Below are 13,843 nucleotides of genomic sequence, written 5' to 3'. Positions count from 1 at the left end.
ACTTAGTATTTAATCATCCAGCTCGTCTTTTGAAATAGAGATTATATCACCAGTATAGGCATCGATTTCTAGATCGACCTCTTCGGATTTTGTTTGTACCTCAATTTCGTATACACTTTTGCCATCATCTTCATCTAGTTCAAAATCGGTAATCGTGCCATTGTATTCTTCGAGTGCTATCTTTTTCGCCTCATCATAAGAGATGAGAGTGGTTTGCTTAGTGGAATTAGTCTCCTCTTTGTTATCGGAGGAGGTATTATTTTGTTGCTCCTCCTTTGATTTTGATGAATTAGTATTTGATGAGTTAGCAAGTTTCTTTTCTTCTAGCTTTAAAATTTCGCCAGTCTCTGCATCTAAATGTAACTCATAGTACTTATCCTGACCTTCTATTTCAATTTCATAGACCTTTTTGTTTCCATCTTCCTCTAACTCTAATTCCTTAATCTCACCCGCGTATTGTTCTTGGACCTTTGCTTTTGCTTCTTCTTCTGATAAGTAGGCACTGGCAGGGCTTGACGTGAATTGTAGAATAGCAAAGATACCGCCTATTAAAATGACCCCAGATAGAATAAGATAAAATGTTTTGTTTTTCATATAACCACTCCTCTAGTTGATATACTTCGATTATATTCGTTCAAACTGAGTAGCTAATGAGAGAAAAATGAGAATTTGATGAGAAAATGCAGTGTGTTATCTCATTTAGGCAAATGAATCGTAAAGGTGGAGCCTTCGTTTAGTTCACTTTCAATCGTAATCGTACCACCATGTGCTTGAATAATCGAATGACAAATGGCAAGTCCAAGCCCTGTTCCACCTGACTTTCTGCTTCTTGCTTTGTCAACCCGATAAAACCTGTCAAAGATATGTTGTTGGTCCTCTTTACTTAGACCTTCCCCGAAATCCTTGACGGAAATCGTAAGCTCAGTTGGCCCTTCCTTTACTTGAAGGTGGATATCGCTATCACTATACTTACACGCATTGTCCACTAAAATATAGATTGCCTGATAAATCTTCTGTTTATCCGCACTAATTTCTGTATTCACTTGATCCGTATATAAAATAATCTCTCGATCGTAAGCGACAGACAAGGAGCGAATAATGCTTCGGATAATGGATGATATATCCACAAGCTCAAAACGAATGTTTTCCTGCTCTTGATTTTTAGCTAGAAGAAGCATTTGCTCGGTTAATTGCTTCATTCGCTCTGCCTCTGAAAGAATAGCATTTGTTGCCTCCTCCCAAAGTTCTGGGCGATCCTTTCCTCGTCTTTGTAATAACTCGGTATAGCTTGTGATCACAGAGAGTGGTGTTTTTAATTCATGAGAAGCATCTGAAACAAATCGCTCTTGTTTTTCGATATTTTCGTAAATGCGATCAATCATCTTATTATAGGAGAGTTGCATTTCTCCGAGTTCATCCTTTGTGGAATGGAGATTCGTAAGCTTTTCCCATCTTCCGTTTTTCGGATTGTTTTTCATTTCATTCGTTAACTTTTTAATAGGAATCGTGATATATCGAGCGAGCACAATGCCTGCAATAATCGCAGGAATCAGCATGAAAAAGGATGCAACAAATAAAACGAATTGAAGTGTGCTTAAGGTATCATCCATCGAATACAATGCTTCACTTACTTGAAGTGTTACGACAGAGCCATCATTCCAAATAATCGGTGTGGCGACTTGCACATAACTGTTGCCATTTTTATCTTTACTTAACGTGATCTCTTCTTTGGTTGTATAGTGATAGGGCCAGTCAAAGAATTTACCGTCTGCTGTTGTTCGGTTGAGAAATTCCCCATCTTCTCTAAAAATCCGAATCAATCCATTGGCTGGAAGAAACGCCTGCAGTAGTTCCTTTGTATTCGTGTCGGCTGCAATCTTATCCTGCTTGGCAAGTGCCTCCATAATTTGAATGGCATCGCTTTTGACACGATCGATTTCATTCTCACTCATCCTATTCTGGTAAAGAAAATAGACAGATCCATTTAACAGCAAAATAAATACAATCATTAAAGCAGATAAGAAAATTTGTATTTTCGTTCGTAATGTCATAGCGCAGAATCCTTTACCGTATAGCCTACGCCTCGGACTGTATGAATCGTGTTTTTATCGAAAGGCTTATCGATTTTATTTCGTAAATATCGAATATAAACATCTACGACATTCGTGTCGCCAACATAATCAAATCCCCATACCTTGTCTAACAACTGATCACGGCTAAATACTTGGTTTTTATTTTCGACTAAAAAACAGAGAAGGTCGAATTCTCTTCGAGTTAACTCGATCAAGGAATCCCCGCGTTTTACATCTCTCGAATTTTTATCAACTGTTAAATCATCGATACTGACGAAGGAAGTGGATCGAGGCTTTTGATTTCGTAATTGTGCACGGATTCTTGCTAAAAGTTCCTCTAATTGAAATGGTTTGGTAATATAATCATTTGCTCCAAGGTCAAGTCCTGATACCTTGTCATGCACTTCATCCTTTGCGGTTAAAAGAATAACAGGGGTAGATGGGTCTATTTTTCGGAATCGTCGAAGTACTTCCAATCCACTCATACTTGGAAGCATAATGTCTAGTAGTACTAGTGCATATTTATTTTGTTGCAATAGTTCTAATGCTATTCTTCCGTCAGGAGCAATCGTTGTTTGATAATCCTCATATTGTAATTCGAGCTCTAACACTCGTGCTAATTTTTCTTCATCTTCTACAATTAAGATCTCCGTCATGTGTTCACCACCTTATTCTTTAATATAGCATATGGAAAAATATCTGCCCATCCTTTTTCGTAACCTTAGTATTTTCATCGGTTTAATCAAAAATAGAAATTTCCATAAAAAATGTTGACTTTTTCCAAAGGGTAAGTTAGCATTGATAATATCAATTAAATAACGATTCTTATCCAGAGAGGTGGAGGGACTGGCCCTTTGAAGCCTCAGCAACAGACTATTCCAAGTACTGTGCTAATTCCAGTAGCGATCGCTAGAAGATAAGAAGAGCAGTGAGTAAAAGTATAAACCTCTTCTTATTTTTAAGAAGAGGTTTTTTGCGCGTTGGAAGGATAAGATTCGGGATTCTAAAATACATATGGAGAGAGGTAGAAAAATGACAACTATTACAAAAACAGCACCATTTCGCGCCGACCATGTTGGTAGTTTATTAAGACCAGCATCCTTACATGAGGCAATCGCCAAATACCGAAAAGGAAATCTTCCCTATGACGAGTTAAAAGAGATTCAAAGATCTGAAGTGAAAAGAATCGTCGATAAGCAGATTGAAGTAGGTTTAACAGCTGTAACTGATGGGGAATTCCAGAGACTATGGTGGCATACGGATTTTATGGAATACATCAATGGGGTAGAGGGCTATGTGCCAGAGCAAGGCTATCAATTTGCTAACCAAGTAACCGATGCGTATAATGTGCGTTTAACAGGCAAGGTTTCTTGGAATGAAAACCACCCATTTATTGAGGATGCTAAATTCCTAATCAAACAAATCGACGGAAGAGCCGTACCGAAGTTCACCATTCCAAGTCCTAACCAGTTCTTCAATACTGGAATTATTGGAGAAGAGTACTATGCAAGCTGGGACGAGTTTGCAGAAGATATTATTAAGGTATACCAGGATGCTGTGAAAGCATTTTATGATGTAGGTATCAGATATTTACAATTTGACGATGTTTATATTGCTGGTTTATCGTCTCCGAATCTACCATTTGCTGAATCAGATCAAGATAGACAATCCCTGATTGATCTTGCATTAAAGGTAGTAAATGGTGTGCTTGAGGTGAAGCCTGAAGATATGCAAATTACGACACATCTATGTCGTGGGAATTACCGATCTGATTGGGCATTTTCGGGAAGCTATGATTTGATCGCTCCTACTTTATTTGCCAAGGAAAAGGTTGATGGATTTTTCCTTGAATATGATGATGAGCGTTCCGGAGATTTCCAAGCATTAAAGCATATTCCGAGAAATGGGGCAAAGGTTGTTATAGGGGTATTTACTTCTAAAAATGGAGAGCTTGAGGATAAAGAAGAGATTAAAAGAAGAATTCAAGAGGCATCCGAATTTGTACCACTTGACCAAATTTGCCTTAGCCCACAATGTGGCTTTGCCTCCACTCACCATGGAAATGAGCTGTCTGAAGAACAACAATGGAATAAATTAAAATATATTGTAGATATCTCCAAAGAAATCTGGGGATAAAGAAAAAACATCGCTCCAGCCAAAGGGGCGATGTTTTTTAAATACGTTAGGAAAGCTTAAAATTTATAGCAACGAAGCGAAAATTTTGAAGTCCAACGTATAAGAAAAGCTAACGCATTCGCTAAAAGACGAGCGAATGCGAGTTTTACTAATATTTAAACTAGGTAGGAAGTAATTTTATGGTTTATTACAAGGTTCCGATATTTGTACGTAATGAGTTAGTGTCCTCTACGGTTTCGCTTAATAGTTTGGCAATTTCTTGATTACTTTCTGTCAGGATCGTAATCGTTGCACTCATTTCTTCTAAGCTAGCAGATGATTGTTGAATAATCGCTGCTAGATCATTGGTGGATGATTCTACGCCATTAGATTGCTGCTGAACATCCTCGGCAAGCATGGTGAAGTTTTGTAAGGCACTGTTTAATGTTTCAATCGTTGATGTGAGATCCTCGAAATAACCAGTAACCTCGTTCGATATTTCCATTCCATTAACAAAATTAAGCATGCTTTCATCCATTTGGTTTACGGCTGAATTATTCGACTGGTTCAAGGAAGCGAGGTTCCCGGTAATTTTCTCCGTTGTTTCTCCCGTTAAATCAGCAAGCTTACGAATCTCATCCGCTACGACAGCAAAGCCTTTTCCAGCTTCTCCAGCACGTGCTGCTTCAATAGAGGCATTTAATGCTAGTAGGTTCGTTTGTTCGGTAATTTCTTTAATGTTGTCTGCAAATTGATTCGTTTCTTTAATCTTTTCGGTTAGTTCGGCAAAGGTGCGACTTAGCTGACCAATCGTTTTCTCTAATGTTTCGTTATGGTGATTTAATGTATCCATCTTTTCTTTTCCGGTAGCGGCTAAACTACTTGCTTTGTTCGAATCCTCATATAAGCTCTGGGATGTTTGATGTACGATATCAATATTTTGACGTGTGTCATTGGTAGCGTCTGATATGTTCGAAATCTGTTCCGCCTGTGTTTGACTGCCTTGCGATATTTCTTGAATGGTCGTATTTAGTTCATTTTGTGCGTACACATTTTCTTGTAATTGTGTGTTAATGGTGGTAATTTTTTCTAAGATAGTCGAAATGGAGCTTTCAATGAGTTGATTCTGCTCTTGCTTGGAGTTGTTGTGTTGCTGAGAAGTTTGCAATAACTCGGTAAGCTGCTCCATTTGTCCATTAGCCATCTTGATCACAAAATGAAAAATAAGAAGACTTAACAATTGGATAAGGACCGTATATTGAAAAATCTGCATCATTTCTGTATTAGAAGGGTCCATTCTAATAAAGTTGTAAGCAATCACAACGATCCCTAACGAGTATCCAGTATAAAAAATCTTCTTGTTCATATGGATCGCAGAGAAGATATTTAAAAAGATAACAATCAGAAATAGGGCAGAGGTAGCACCATTTAATGCAATATAAACTAGGTCTGAAAGATAGAAAATTACGATAAAAATATAAGGCAAAAGAAATGCCTTCTGATCGAATTTTTTAAAGCTGAAATAGATTAGGATAATAAGAGCTAATTGCACCCCATAAAAAATAACTGATAACGTGACGTTTTGTAGGATGGATAGTATCAGCCCAGCTATCAACGAGATCCCCATCGTAAGGAACATTAGCGTGTTCTTGTGCTTGAGGTCATTTTGTTTCATCGATTGTATGATTTCCATGATTGTGATTCCTTCCTTTGCTATTATGTTACTAATTGTCTATCTATAGTATAAGTTCATAGGTTAAAAGTATCAATATATTTTTATGAAAATTGTCTTATTTTTTAAAAATATGGTCTATCGTGGTAATTCCTTCTCATACTTTTTCCTCAAATCAGACAAATGCTCTAGCTTTTTGATATTATCCTGTTTATTTTCCATTCCGAGTGCAAGGACAAGGTTTTCGACTAGTAGTGTCGGGGCAATCATGGAATGAAATTCATTAGCATCGCCTCTGCTTGCAAACAATGTCATGGTGGCAAGAGAGGTGAAATCCGCGATCAGCTGATCTGTGATTAATAGACTGTGATAATGAATTTCTCTTTGGTAGGATAGTAAGACCTTTGCCTCTGGTAAGAGTCTCGTAAAGGCAAAAATAATAAGGAGATCCTCTCTTTTTAAATGGATCATATCTTCAAAAAGCTCATTGCCTTGATTTCGAATGAGTTGAATGTCCATGCCGAACCTCGTCATTCGATAGACTAGTAATTCTCCTAATCCCTTGGAAGGACCTAGAGCGAGCACTCTAATTCTTCTCGCACGTCTTAGTAGAGAAATAGCTTGCTTAAATTGATCGGATTCTAGGTGGTCGATGGTTTCCTGCAATAGCCCGATACTTTTTTCCATCGTTAAATATAGATTCGATGCACTGTCGGTTATTTTTACCTTTTTGATTTTTCCTGCTGGCGAGACCTCTAATTCATGTCTTATCGCTGTTTTAAAGCTTTTTAGATTTTGGAAGCCGATCACACGCCAGAATCTTGAAACGGTGGCAATACTGACACCTACCTCCCTTGCAATTTCTTGCTCTGTTGAAATTAGAACATGCTGGATATGCTTTTGAATATAATTCGCTATTTTTACTTGGCTTTCGGTGAATGTGTGCTCATTCCAATCAAAATCTATCATTAAATGCTCCCCACTCTCTATCCTTTTTTCTCATCGTATCAAATAAAGAATGACTTTCTGCTTATGTGAAAGAAAATTTACATAATGATAAAAAAAGTTAACAAATTTACATGTAATTAACCTTGGCGAAAGATTAGATTAACAATGTTTCTTTACAATGAAGGTATCCATTAAGAGGAGGTTAGAAAAATGAGTACTATAGAAGAGCGTTACACTTTAACGCAATCCCAAAAAATGATGGTGTTTATTTTGTCGATGTCCTTGTACGGGCTATCCAATATGATTACAGAGCTAGTACCAAGTGCCTATTTAGGACCGATCGAGTTTTCGATTGAATATTTCGCTTTTATTCCATTAACATTATGTATTTTGTTCCATCCTTTATATGCGGCGATTGGTGCATCGTTAGGGGAAGTGATTTTTGGGGAAATTATGCTCGGTCAATTCGGAGGATTTGGTGAACTGGAGAAGTTTATTGCTTTCTCGTTGGCGATGTATATCGCAGGTACCTTTGTCCGTGATCCTAAGAACAAGGTTCAGGTTGGTATCGCAGCAATGCTAGGTGTTGCCATTCATCAGGCCATAAGTGTAACAGTAGATATATTAAAGGTCTGGATTGGTGTCGAGGAATTAGAGGCAGTGCCAGGCTTAGCAGAGAGTGTGGTTATCGTAGAGGGCTTTGCTTTCTTCAATGACCTATTATTCTCGGGTATTTTATTTGCCCTTATCCCTACCGTTTATTTAGTACCAAGATTGTATGGGAAAATAGAACCATTACTAGGAATGAAGCCTCGTGATCGGAATGACAAGTATTCCTTAAAGGAAATTATCGGTCTACGACTTGTCGTCCTTGCCGTTTTCTTAGCGATATCTGCCTTCTTCTTCGAATATTTATCTGAATCTGACTTCAATATGGAATGGGAAGCAGACTTTTTAGAAATGTTTGGTGAATGGTATATATGGGTGAGTATGGCAGTAGCGGCAATGGTTGCAATCATCACTATCGTCGTAATGCTACGTAAGAAAACAAATTGGAATGATAAAGAAAAGAAGGTATCTTAATGATCGAAATAAATGATGTAACCTTTCAGTATCCAGGTGCGGACAAGCCTGTACTTCGTAATGTGTCTTTACAGATTGATAAGGGGGAGTTTGTTGCCATTCTAGGTGGAAATGGGAGTGGAAAGTCTACCCTATGTAAATTGATCAATGGGTTGATTCCACATTATTATGTTGGAGATTATTCTGGTGAGGTAGTTGTCCATGGATTAAAAACGTCAGAGCACAAGGTAGCAGCCCTATCTCAGCATGTTGGCTATGTTTATCAAGATTTTGAAAATCAAATCGTCAGCCCAAGGGTGATAGAGGATACCTGCTTTGCGCCATTGCATTATGGGTTTGCCGATTATAAAGAACGAGCATACAAGGCGCTCGAATTAGTAGGTTTATTAGAAAATGAGAATGACTTTATTTGGCAGTTAAGTGGTGGGCAAAAGCATTTGTTAGCATTAGCTAGTGTTTTATCACTAAACCCAGAAATAATTATTATCGATGAGCCCATTGCCCAGCTCGATCCCCAGCATGCAAAAGAGATCTATGAAATTTTAAAGTATTTAAATGAAGAATTAGGCAAAACGATTATTGTGATTGAACACCATACCGAATTTGTAGCCACCTATGCGAAGGAAGTGGTGTTAATGAATCAAGGCTCGATTCATTTTAAGAAACCAGTAAAGAACGCATTAAATGAGGTGGATTTATTACTACAGCATCATATTTATCCTCCACAAGTAACACAAGCGGCACATACACTGGATGTTCGTCAGCCGCTACCAATTACACTAGAGGAGGCCTATCCATTGTTTGAAAAAGTGAACAAGGAGGAGAGCTCTCTCCCCACAAAACCGTGGGATCCTCAGCCATTAGTCACTTTTAATGAGGTGTGTTTTTCTTATAAAACGATTAAGCGGGAGAAAAAGCGTGTGTTACATGAGATTGATTTTACGATAAACGAAGGAGATTATGTCGCTTTAGTCGGAAATAATGGGGCAGGAAAATCCTCCCTGATGCGTTTAATGACAGGGCTTGTCAAACAAGAATCTGGAGAGGTGCTAGTTGCTGGGAATGATACTAAGCGTACATCACCAGAGTTCTTGGCAGAGCTCGTTACTTATATCCATCAAAACCCTGAGCAAATGTTTATTGATGATTCTGTACAGAAGGATATCGGATTTTATATGAAGGCAAGAAAAATACCTCACTATGAAGCAAGAGTACAGGAATTAATGGAGCAATTCGAATTAGTTGAACTACGACAGAGAGATAGCAGGTTGTTAAGTGGTGGACAACAGCGAAGAGCCTCACTCGCCATTGGTGTTGGGATGAATCCAGAAATCATGCTATTGGATGAGCCGACTGCCAATCTTGATATTGCAACAAGAAAGCATATTTCGAGGTTTCTTGATCAATTAAAGCATCAATTAAAGGCCGTTGTCATTGCCACACACGATATGCAGCTTGCTTGTGAGTTTGCTAATCGAATCGTCGTCATGCATGAAGGACGGATCATTCATGATGGTGATCGGGAATCTGTTTTTGAGAATTATAGATTGTTAGAAAAGGCGGGATTATCTGCCCCACAAATTTATGAGCTCTCCCGTGGATTAGGATGGGAACAGCCAGTCTATACAGTAGATGATTTTGTACAACATTATCAAAAGAAGGATGTAAAAGATGGACTATACGCGTAAATTTACAGAAAAGCTGTCGGTAGAGCAAGCCAAAATTGAATTATTAAACATTGCTTATGGGAATGGCGACACTTTTTTTGCGAGATTGGATCCCCGTACGTTATTCCTATGGTATAGTTATTTTGGCATTGCTCCATGGTTTATTCATCAGGAATATATTTTGATAGGCATGCTTGTCTTTATGGTCATTACAACATATATAGCAAAAGTTAGTCCATTGATTATCGTGATATTATGTCTCGGGCTACTTGGGCAAGGTGGTTATTTGTTAATTATTGCTTTATTTTTTGGCGGGAACTTAACCACGATGCTACCACTCTTGATTTTAACGACAAAACTTTCTGTCATTACATTAGCAAGTGTGACCGTATTTTGTTCCATGAATCCCGATAAGCTGAGCAATGGTTTATTAAAGATTGGTGTGCCTGGCCAGGTATCATTTAGTATTGCTTATGGCTATCGAATGCTTCCATCGTTATTGGAGGAATACCACCACGTATTTCAATCCTTCCGATTACGCGGGAGAGCACCAGATAAAAAAGGCTTTCTCTTTATTCGGTCCATCGCCTATTTTGTTAAGCTCGCTGTTCTTTCTTTTTATCCATTGCTCCTATCCACAGCGAAAAGGGCGAGAACGACGGTAGAAGCCTTAGAAACGAAAGGAAGTATGTATGGCTTTAATCACCCCGAGGTAAAACGATTAAAGCTAGAAGAATTACAAATGACTCGGAAGGACTATCTTTTTTTAATCGGTTCATTTCTATACGTCGTTTGTTTATTTATATTTTTGTAAAAATCTCATACAGGAGTTGTCTAGATGATCATTGATTTTCACAGTCATGTTAAAATATCCAAAAAATCGAGCTTCATGCCAGAATATTTCCAAGAAATGATGTGTGAGGCAAAGAGTAATGGCTTGACGGCACTTGCCATGACAGAGCATTTTAATACAAGTCGCTTCTATGAAATTTATGATTATTTAAATCATCATTTTTCTTATCAGCATGGTTATTATGATATAGAAGGGTTGAAGCTTTTTCCTGGAATCGAGGTCGACGTCAAAGAAAATGGACATATTTTGCTGATCGGCGATCGAGAAGAAATTCATTATATAAGAAGGGAGTTAAACAATCATTTAGCAGAGGATAAGTTTATTTCCTTTCAAGCCTTAATGGATCTAGCGGATTCTAAAAAAGTTCTTAAGATTGGTGCACATCCTTTTCGTGACAGTACACCACTTGCTAGAAATGTGGGATATGAGGAGTTAACGCGCTTAGATGCCCTTGATTTGAATGGGAAGGACTTGTTTGCAAAAGGAGTTGAAGCATGTAGCACTGAGCTAAAGGCACTTGCAGATCAAATTCATCTACCTATAGTAGGTGGAAGTGATACTCATCAGTTTTTACAGTATGGCTGTATCGCAAATGTTTTTGATAAAGAGTGTCATTCCGCAGCAGATTTAAAAGAAGCGATTCAGGAAGGGAATTTTCACTATTCGATTTCTGAGCAATTACCTTTAAAGGTAAAGGCAGCTACACTTGTGAAAAAATATATGAAGAAAACAATCAAAGAATCCTTAACGGTTTAAAGGCTTACCTCGTTGTAAGTCTTTTTTTATACGTTTTTGCAGGAAGTAAAGCGATGTAGCAAATACCGAGTTTGTCTAATTGGAAAAGGATGATTGAGGTAAGAAGAAGAAGGGTAAATAAAAAGCAATTTTTAAAATATTTTGAAAATGGAAAAGGGATTCGCTGTCTTTATATCGAAATAAAATAGTACAAAAGACTGAAGGAGGAGTATGCTTGGAGGACATTTTACGACCGATTTATCAGGAAAGAGCCAGCAATGACAACACATTAGGCATTCTGATAATGGAAAGGAATGAGGAAGTTAGCCCAGAAACAGATAATTTTGATTCGATTCTGTTAGTGATTGTAGAAGATTTAGCAGAGAACTGGTTAGTAAAGCATTATGAACATGAGCAGAAATCTGCAGCCTTACATATTATCGATCGCAAGCTTTTGGAGGAATGGATCGATACGAGCTCCTATCGTCGAGCGATAGAGTGGATTATTGATGGACGAGTTATATATGATAGAAACTTATATGTAAAAAATTTAAAGGAGAGTCTAAATGCTTTTCCTGAAGACAAACGTAAGTTAAGGCTCACGATAGAATTTTCCAAACTAACAAGAAGCTATAGTGAGGCCAAAAATTTGCATGGTACTGGTGATAATTTAGATGCATATAGCCGATTGTTACGATCTTTACACTATTTAGGCAGAATCGCAATTATCGAAAGGGGCTACTATCCTGAGGTAATGGTCTGGAGTCAGGTGAAGAGAATAGATCCGGAAGTGTATAAGTTATATGAAGAATTAATTCGAAGCACAGAAGAAACCGAAAAACGAGTGGCCCTTATGTTAATTGCCATTGAATTTTCAATAAACAGTAGGCTGGATAGCTGTGCGGAGCATTTAATGGAATTGTTATCGACTAGAGAAGAGCCTTGGGGGTTTGGTGAAATAAAAACCTTGCCGGAAGTGGAGCCATATACTTATAACTTAGTTAGCTTGATCGAATATTTAGTAGGGAAAGATAAGATTTCCGTTGTATTAGAGAAAACGAAAGGGAATCAAATTTATCATCGTAAATATCAAGTGAAGAAATAAAGGCTTGTAGAGGGAGTAGCTGCTTTCTCTACAAGCTTTTTTGTACGTTAGGAAAGCATTAAATTTTTGCAGGAAGTAAAGCGACGAAATGAAGTCCAAATAATAAGAAAAGCTAATGTATCCGAGTTTTTCTAATTTGGGAAAAGAACCATAGAGAAATAATGACCCATTGCTTTGAAATCTCTGTTACTCGCCCTTACTAAAAAGCGAAGGTGTACATACTGTACTATGGAAGAAATGAAAGCAATGTAGGAAGCAATAGCAAATGAAATAGGCTATCTGCAGGCATCATACTCACTTATAATCCTAGAAAAACTACCACGGGTTCATTAGAGGAGGTGATAGTGTGAGTAACGATGATTTTAAAAATGTTTCTTCTCAAATCATCGATATGTTAGTAGGCGCAACGCTTAAACGTCATAAAGTTCAACTAGATGGTAGTAGCCTATCAGAAGAAGAGAAAGTACAGCTAAAAGAGCTTGTAGAAGAATTAAAACACAATGTTCAAACACTTCAAAAAAATGCAAAAAAAGATGAAGAGTAACCATTTTTGATGAAGATGTATCAATAGATTCGCCTTCTCCAATTGTTGAACTGCGTCATATGTTAGTAGTATATCAAGGAAGGGATTGATCATATGAGAGATGTACAATATTTGAATAGTAGACCTGTTTATAATACAGGTAGAAAACCAGCTGCAAAAAAATGGAATGCACTAGACCCTAAGTCTTGTCACCCGTTTGATGATTCTGATACGCAAGATGGAAACCAAGAAATTAAATCTGTTCAACATTCCTTTGAAACCATTGTGGTAAAGGATTCTTGTGATGTAGAAGTTAAAACAACCGACACGCAAGCTGCAATTAATGTTCAGGTTGGTTTGCAAGCAGCGATTGCTTTGATTCTTAGTATCTCTATCTTGGATGGGGATAAGGCTGACAAAGTTTCTCAGGACTTATTTGAAAAAATTAAGTCTAGTCAAGTAAATAAACAACACACTTATATTGAGAATTCTCGAGGTGTAAAAGTTTCTACAAATGACACGGATATTGCGGTTAATGCTCAAGTTCTATTACAAGTATTAATTGCATTGATTGCTCGTTTAGACATTCTATAGTAGGAGAGCAGTCTATTTTCTATCATGTCTATTTCTATTATGTAGAAAAATAAGGGGATCAACCAATCATTAATTGTAGGGCATTGAATAGAGGGGGTTAGGAAGGGCAGAAGATATCTTTCTTCTGTTCTTTTTTTTGGATGTACAAGCAATTTAAAATTATTGGTGAAAAGAATGAACATATTGCCTAAAGCTGCATATGATGTGGAAGTGTCCTCTTTCTTGTATAATTTTAAATTTAATGTTGACATGGATTTTGAACCATGTTACATTTATATCTGTCGCTTAAACGGCGTCACCCATTTTATTGGGAAATCACATAAAAAAACATTCAGAAAATGTATTGACAATATTATGTGATGATGATATTATATAAAAGCTGTCGCAAAAAGACGGCGAACATTGATCATTGAAAACTGAACAAAACAACCAGTACAAAAAAGTAAGAACATGCTAGCTTTAAGCGAGCTTGATCA

Annotated in this window: 13 protein-coding genes and 1 riboswitch; of the genes, 8 read left to right on the top strand and 5 right to left on the bottom strand. The window is 37.4% G+C overall.

The genetic code is table 11. The features are described from left to right. Positions 1 to 9: 9 nt before the first annotated feature. From DLJ74_RS01380 to DLJ74_RS01370, 3 genes are all read right to left on the bottom strand, one after another. Complete coding sequence (locus tag DLJ74_RS01380; RefSeq protein WP_054788558.1) at positions 10 to 594, bottom strand: PepSY domain-containing protein; 585 nt, start codon at positions 592 to 594, stop codon at positions 10 to 12. A gap of 101 nt (positions 595 to 695) precedes the next feature. Beyond that, positions 696 to 2,051 (bottom strand): HAMP domain-containing sensor histidine kinase, encoded by a 1,356-nt coding sequence (locus tag DLJ74_RS01375; RefSeq protein ID WP_054788559.1) that lies wholly within the window; start codon positions 2,049 to 2,051, stop codon positions 696 to 698. After that, the gene (locus DLJ74_RS01370; protein WP_109983039.1) at positions 2,048 to 2,728 is read right to left on the bottom strand and encodes a response regulator transcription factor; all 681 of its coding nucleotides are present in this window, start codon (positions 2,726 to 2,728) and stop codon (positions 2,048 to 2,050) included. The genes DLJ74_RS01375 and DLJ74_RS01370 overlap by 4 nt, the downstream gene beginning before the upstream one ends. Before the next feature lie 166 nt (positions 2,729 to 2,894). Next, positions 2,895 to 2,995, top strand: a riboswitch (SAM riboswitch). Positions 2,996 to 3,104: 109 nt separating this feature from the next. On the opposite strand from DLJ74_RS01370, the gene DLJ74_RS01365 reads away from it, so the two are divergent. Next, positions 3,105 to 4,208: a 5-methyltetrahydropteroyltriglutamate--homocysteine S-methyltransferase gene (locus DLJ74_RS01365; RefSeq protein WP_054788560.1), complete on the top strand. Its 1,104-nt coding sequence runs from the start codon at positions 3,105 to 3,107 to the stop codon at positions 4,206 to 4,208. Between the two features lie 187 nt (positions 4,209 to 4,395). On the opposite strand, the gene DLJ74_RS01360 is transcribed toward DLJ74_RS01365, so the two are convergent. Next, positions 4,396 to 5,880, bottom strand: a complete 1,485-nt coding sequence (locus DLJ74_RS01360; protein WP_109983038.1) for a methyl-accepting chemotaxis protein — start codon at positions 5,878 to 5,880, stop codon at positions 4,396 to 4,398. Between the two features lie 117 nt (positions 5,881 to 5,997). Next, positions 5,998 to 6,828, bottom strand: a complete 831-nt coding sequence (locus DLJ74_RS01355) for a MurR/RpiR family transcriptional regulator (protein WP_109983037.1) — start codon at positions 6,826 to 6,828, stop codon at positions 5,998 to 6,000. A gap of 189 nt (positions 6,829 to 7,017) precedes the next feature. Here DLJ74_RS01355 and DLJ74_RS01350 point away from each other — a divergent pair, with 189 nt between their 5' ends. The 7 genes from DLJ74_RS01350 to DLJ74_RS01320 all read left to right on the top strand — a co-directional run bounded on the left by DLJ74_RS01350 (position 7,018) and on the right by DLJ74_RS01320 (position 13,367). After that, positions 7,018 to 7,890, top strand: coding sequence for a DUF8171 family membrane protein (locus tag DLJ74_RS01350; RefSeq protein ID WP_109983036.1), 873 nt, complete (start codon positions 7,018 to 7,020; stop codon positions 7,888 to 7,890). After that, positions 7,890 to 9,578, top strand: coding sequence for an ABC transporter ATP-binding protein (locus DLJ74_RS01345; RefSeq protein ID WP_109983035.1), 1,689 nt, complete (start codon positions 7,890 to 7,892; stop codon positions 9,576 to 9,578). The genes DLJ74_RS01350 and DLJ74_RS01345 overlap by 1 nt, the downstream gene beginning before the upstream one ends. Further along, positions 9,562 to 10,371: an energy-coupling factor transporter transmembrane component T family protein gene (locus tag DLJ74_RS01340; protein ID WP_109983034.1), complete on the top strand. Its 810-nt coding sequence runs from the start codon at positions 9,562 to 9,564 to the stop codon at positions 10,369 to 10,371. Before DLJ74_RS01345 ends, DLJ74_RS01340 begins: the two co-directional genes overlap by 17 nt. 24 nt (positions 10,372 to 10,395) lie before the next feature. Further along, positions 10,396 to 11,166, top strand: a complete 771-nt coding sequence (locus DLJ74_RS01335; RefSeq protein ID WP_109983033.1) for a PHP-associated domain-containing protein — start codon at positions 10,396 to 10,398, stop codon at positions 11,164 to 11,166. 214 nt (positions 11,167 to 11,380) lie between these two features. Then, positions 11,381 to 12,250, top strand: coding sequence for a nucleotidyltransferase-like protein (locus DLJ74_RS01330; protein ID WP_109983032.1), 870 nt, complete (start codon positions 11,381 to 11,383; stop codon positions 12,248 to 12,250). A 346-nt stretch (positions 12,251 to 12,596) separates the two neighbouring features. Further along, entirely contained in the window at positions 12,597 to 12,794 is a 198-nt protein-coding gene (locus DLJ74_RS01325; protein ID WP_054861032.1) for a hypothetical protein, read from the top strand. A gap of 93 nt (positions 12,795 to 12,887) precedes the next feature. After that, a complete protein-coding gene (locus DLJ74_RS01320; RefSeq protein WP_109983031.1) occupies positions 12,888 to 13,367 on the top strand; it encodes a spore coat protein in 480 nt (159 codons plus the stop codon). The last annotated feature ends 476 nt before the right edge of the window (positions 13,368 to 13,843 follow it).

Origin of the sequence: Gracilibacillus dipsosauri (genome assembly GCF_003176895.1) — a bacterium.
GTDB lineage: Bacteria > Bacillota > Bacilli > Bacillales > Amphibacillaceae > Gracilibacillus > Gracilibacillus dipsosauri.
The sequence above is the reverse complement of the archived record's forward strand: the minus strand, read 5'-3'. Positions and strand labels throughout refer to the sequence as shown.

Bases quoted from the DNA above. Each gene is read 5' to 3' on its own strand.
- DLJ74_RS01365 (WP_054788560.1), top strand. From the start codon at position 3,105: ATGACAACTATTACAAAAACAGCACCATTTCGCGCCGACCATGTTGGT.
- DLJ74_RS01355 (WP_109983037.1), bottom strand. From the start codon at position 6,828: ATGATAGATTTTGATTGGAATGAGCACACATTCACCGAAAGCCAAGTA.
- DLJ74_RS01360 (WP_109983038.1), bottom strand. From the start codon at position 5,880: ATGGAAATCATACAATCGATGAAACAAAATGACCTCAAGCACAAGAAC.
- DLJ74_RS01370 (WP_109983039.1), bottom strand. From the start codon at position 2,728: ATGACGGAGATCTTAATTGTAGAAGATGAAGAAAAATTAGCACGAGTG.
- DLJ74_RS01375 (WP_054788559.1), bottom strand. From the start codon at position 2,051: ATGACATTACGAACGAAAATACAAATTTTCTTATCTGCTTTAATGATT.
- DLJ74_RS01340 (WP_109983034.1), top strand. From the start codon at position 9,562: ATGGACTATACGCGTAAATTTACAGAAAAGCTGTCGGTAGAGCAAGCC.
- DLJ74_RS01320 (WP_109983031.1), top strand. From the start codon at position 12,888: ATGAGAGATGTACAATATTTGAATAGTAGACCTGTTTATAATACAGGT.
- DLJ74_RS01350 (WP_109983036.1), top strand. From the start codon at position 7,018: ATGAGTACTATAGAAGAGCGTTACACTTTAACGCAATCCCAAAAAATG.
- DLJ74_RS01345 (WP_109983035.1), top strand. From the start codon at position 7,890: ATGATCGAAATAAATGATGTAACCTTTCAGTATCCAGGTGCGGACAAG.
- DLJ74_RS01380 (WP_054788558.1), bottom strand. From the start codon at position 594: ATGAAAAACAAAACATTTTATCTTATTCTATCTGGGGTCATTTTAATA.
- DLJ74_RS01335 (WP_109983033.1), top strand. From the start codon at position 10,396: ATGATCATTGATTTTCACAGTCATGTTAAAATATCCAAAAAATCGAGC.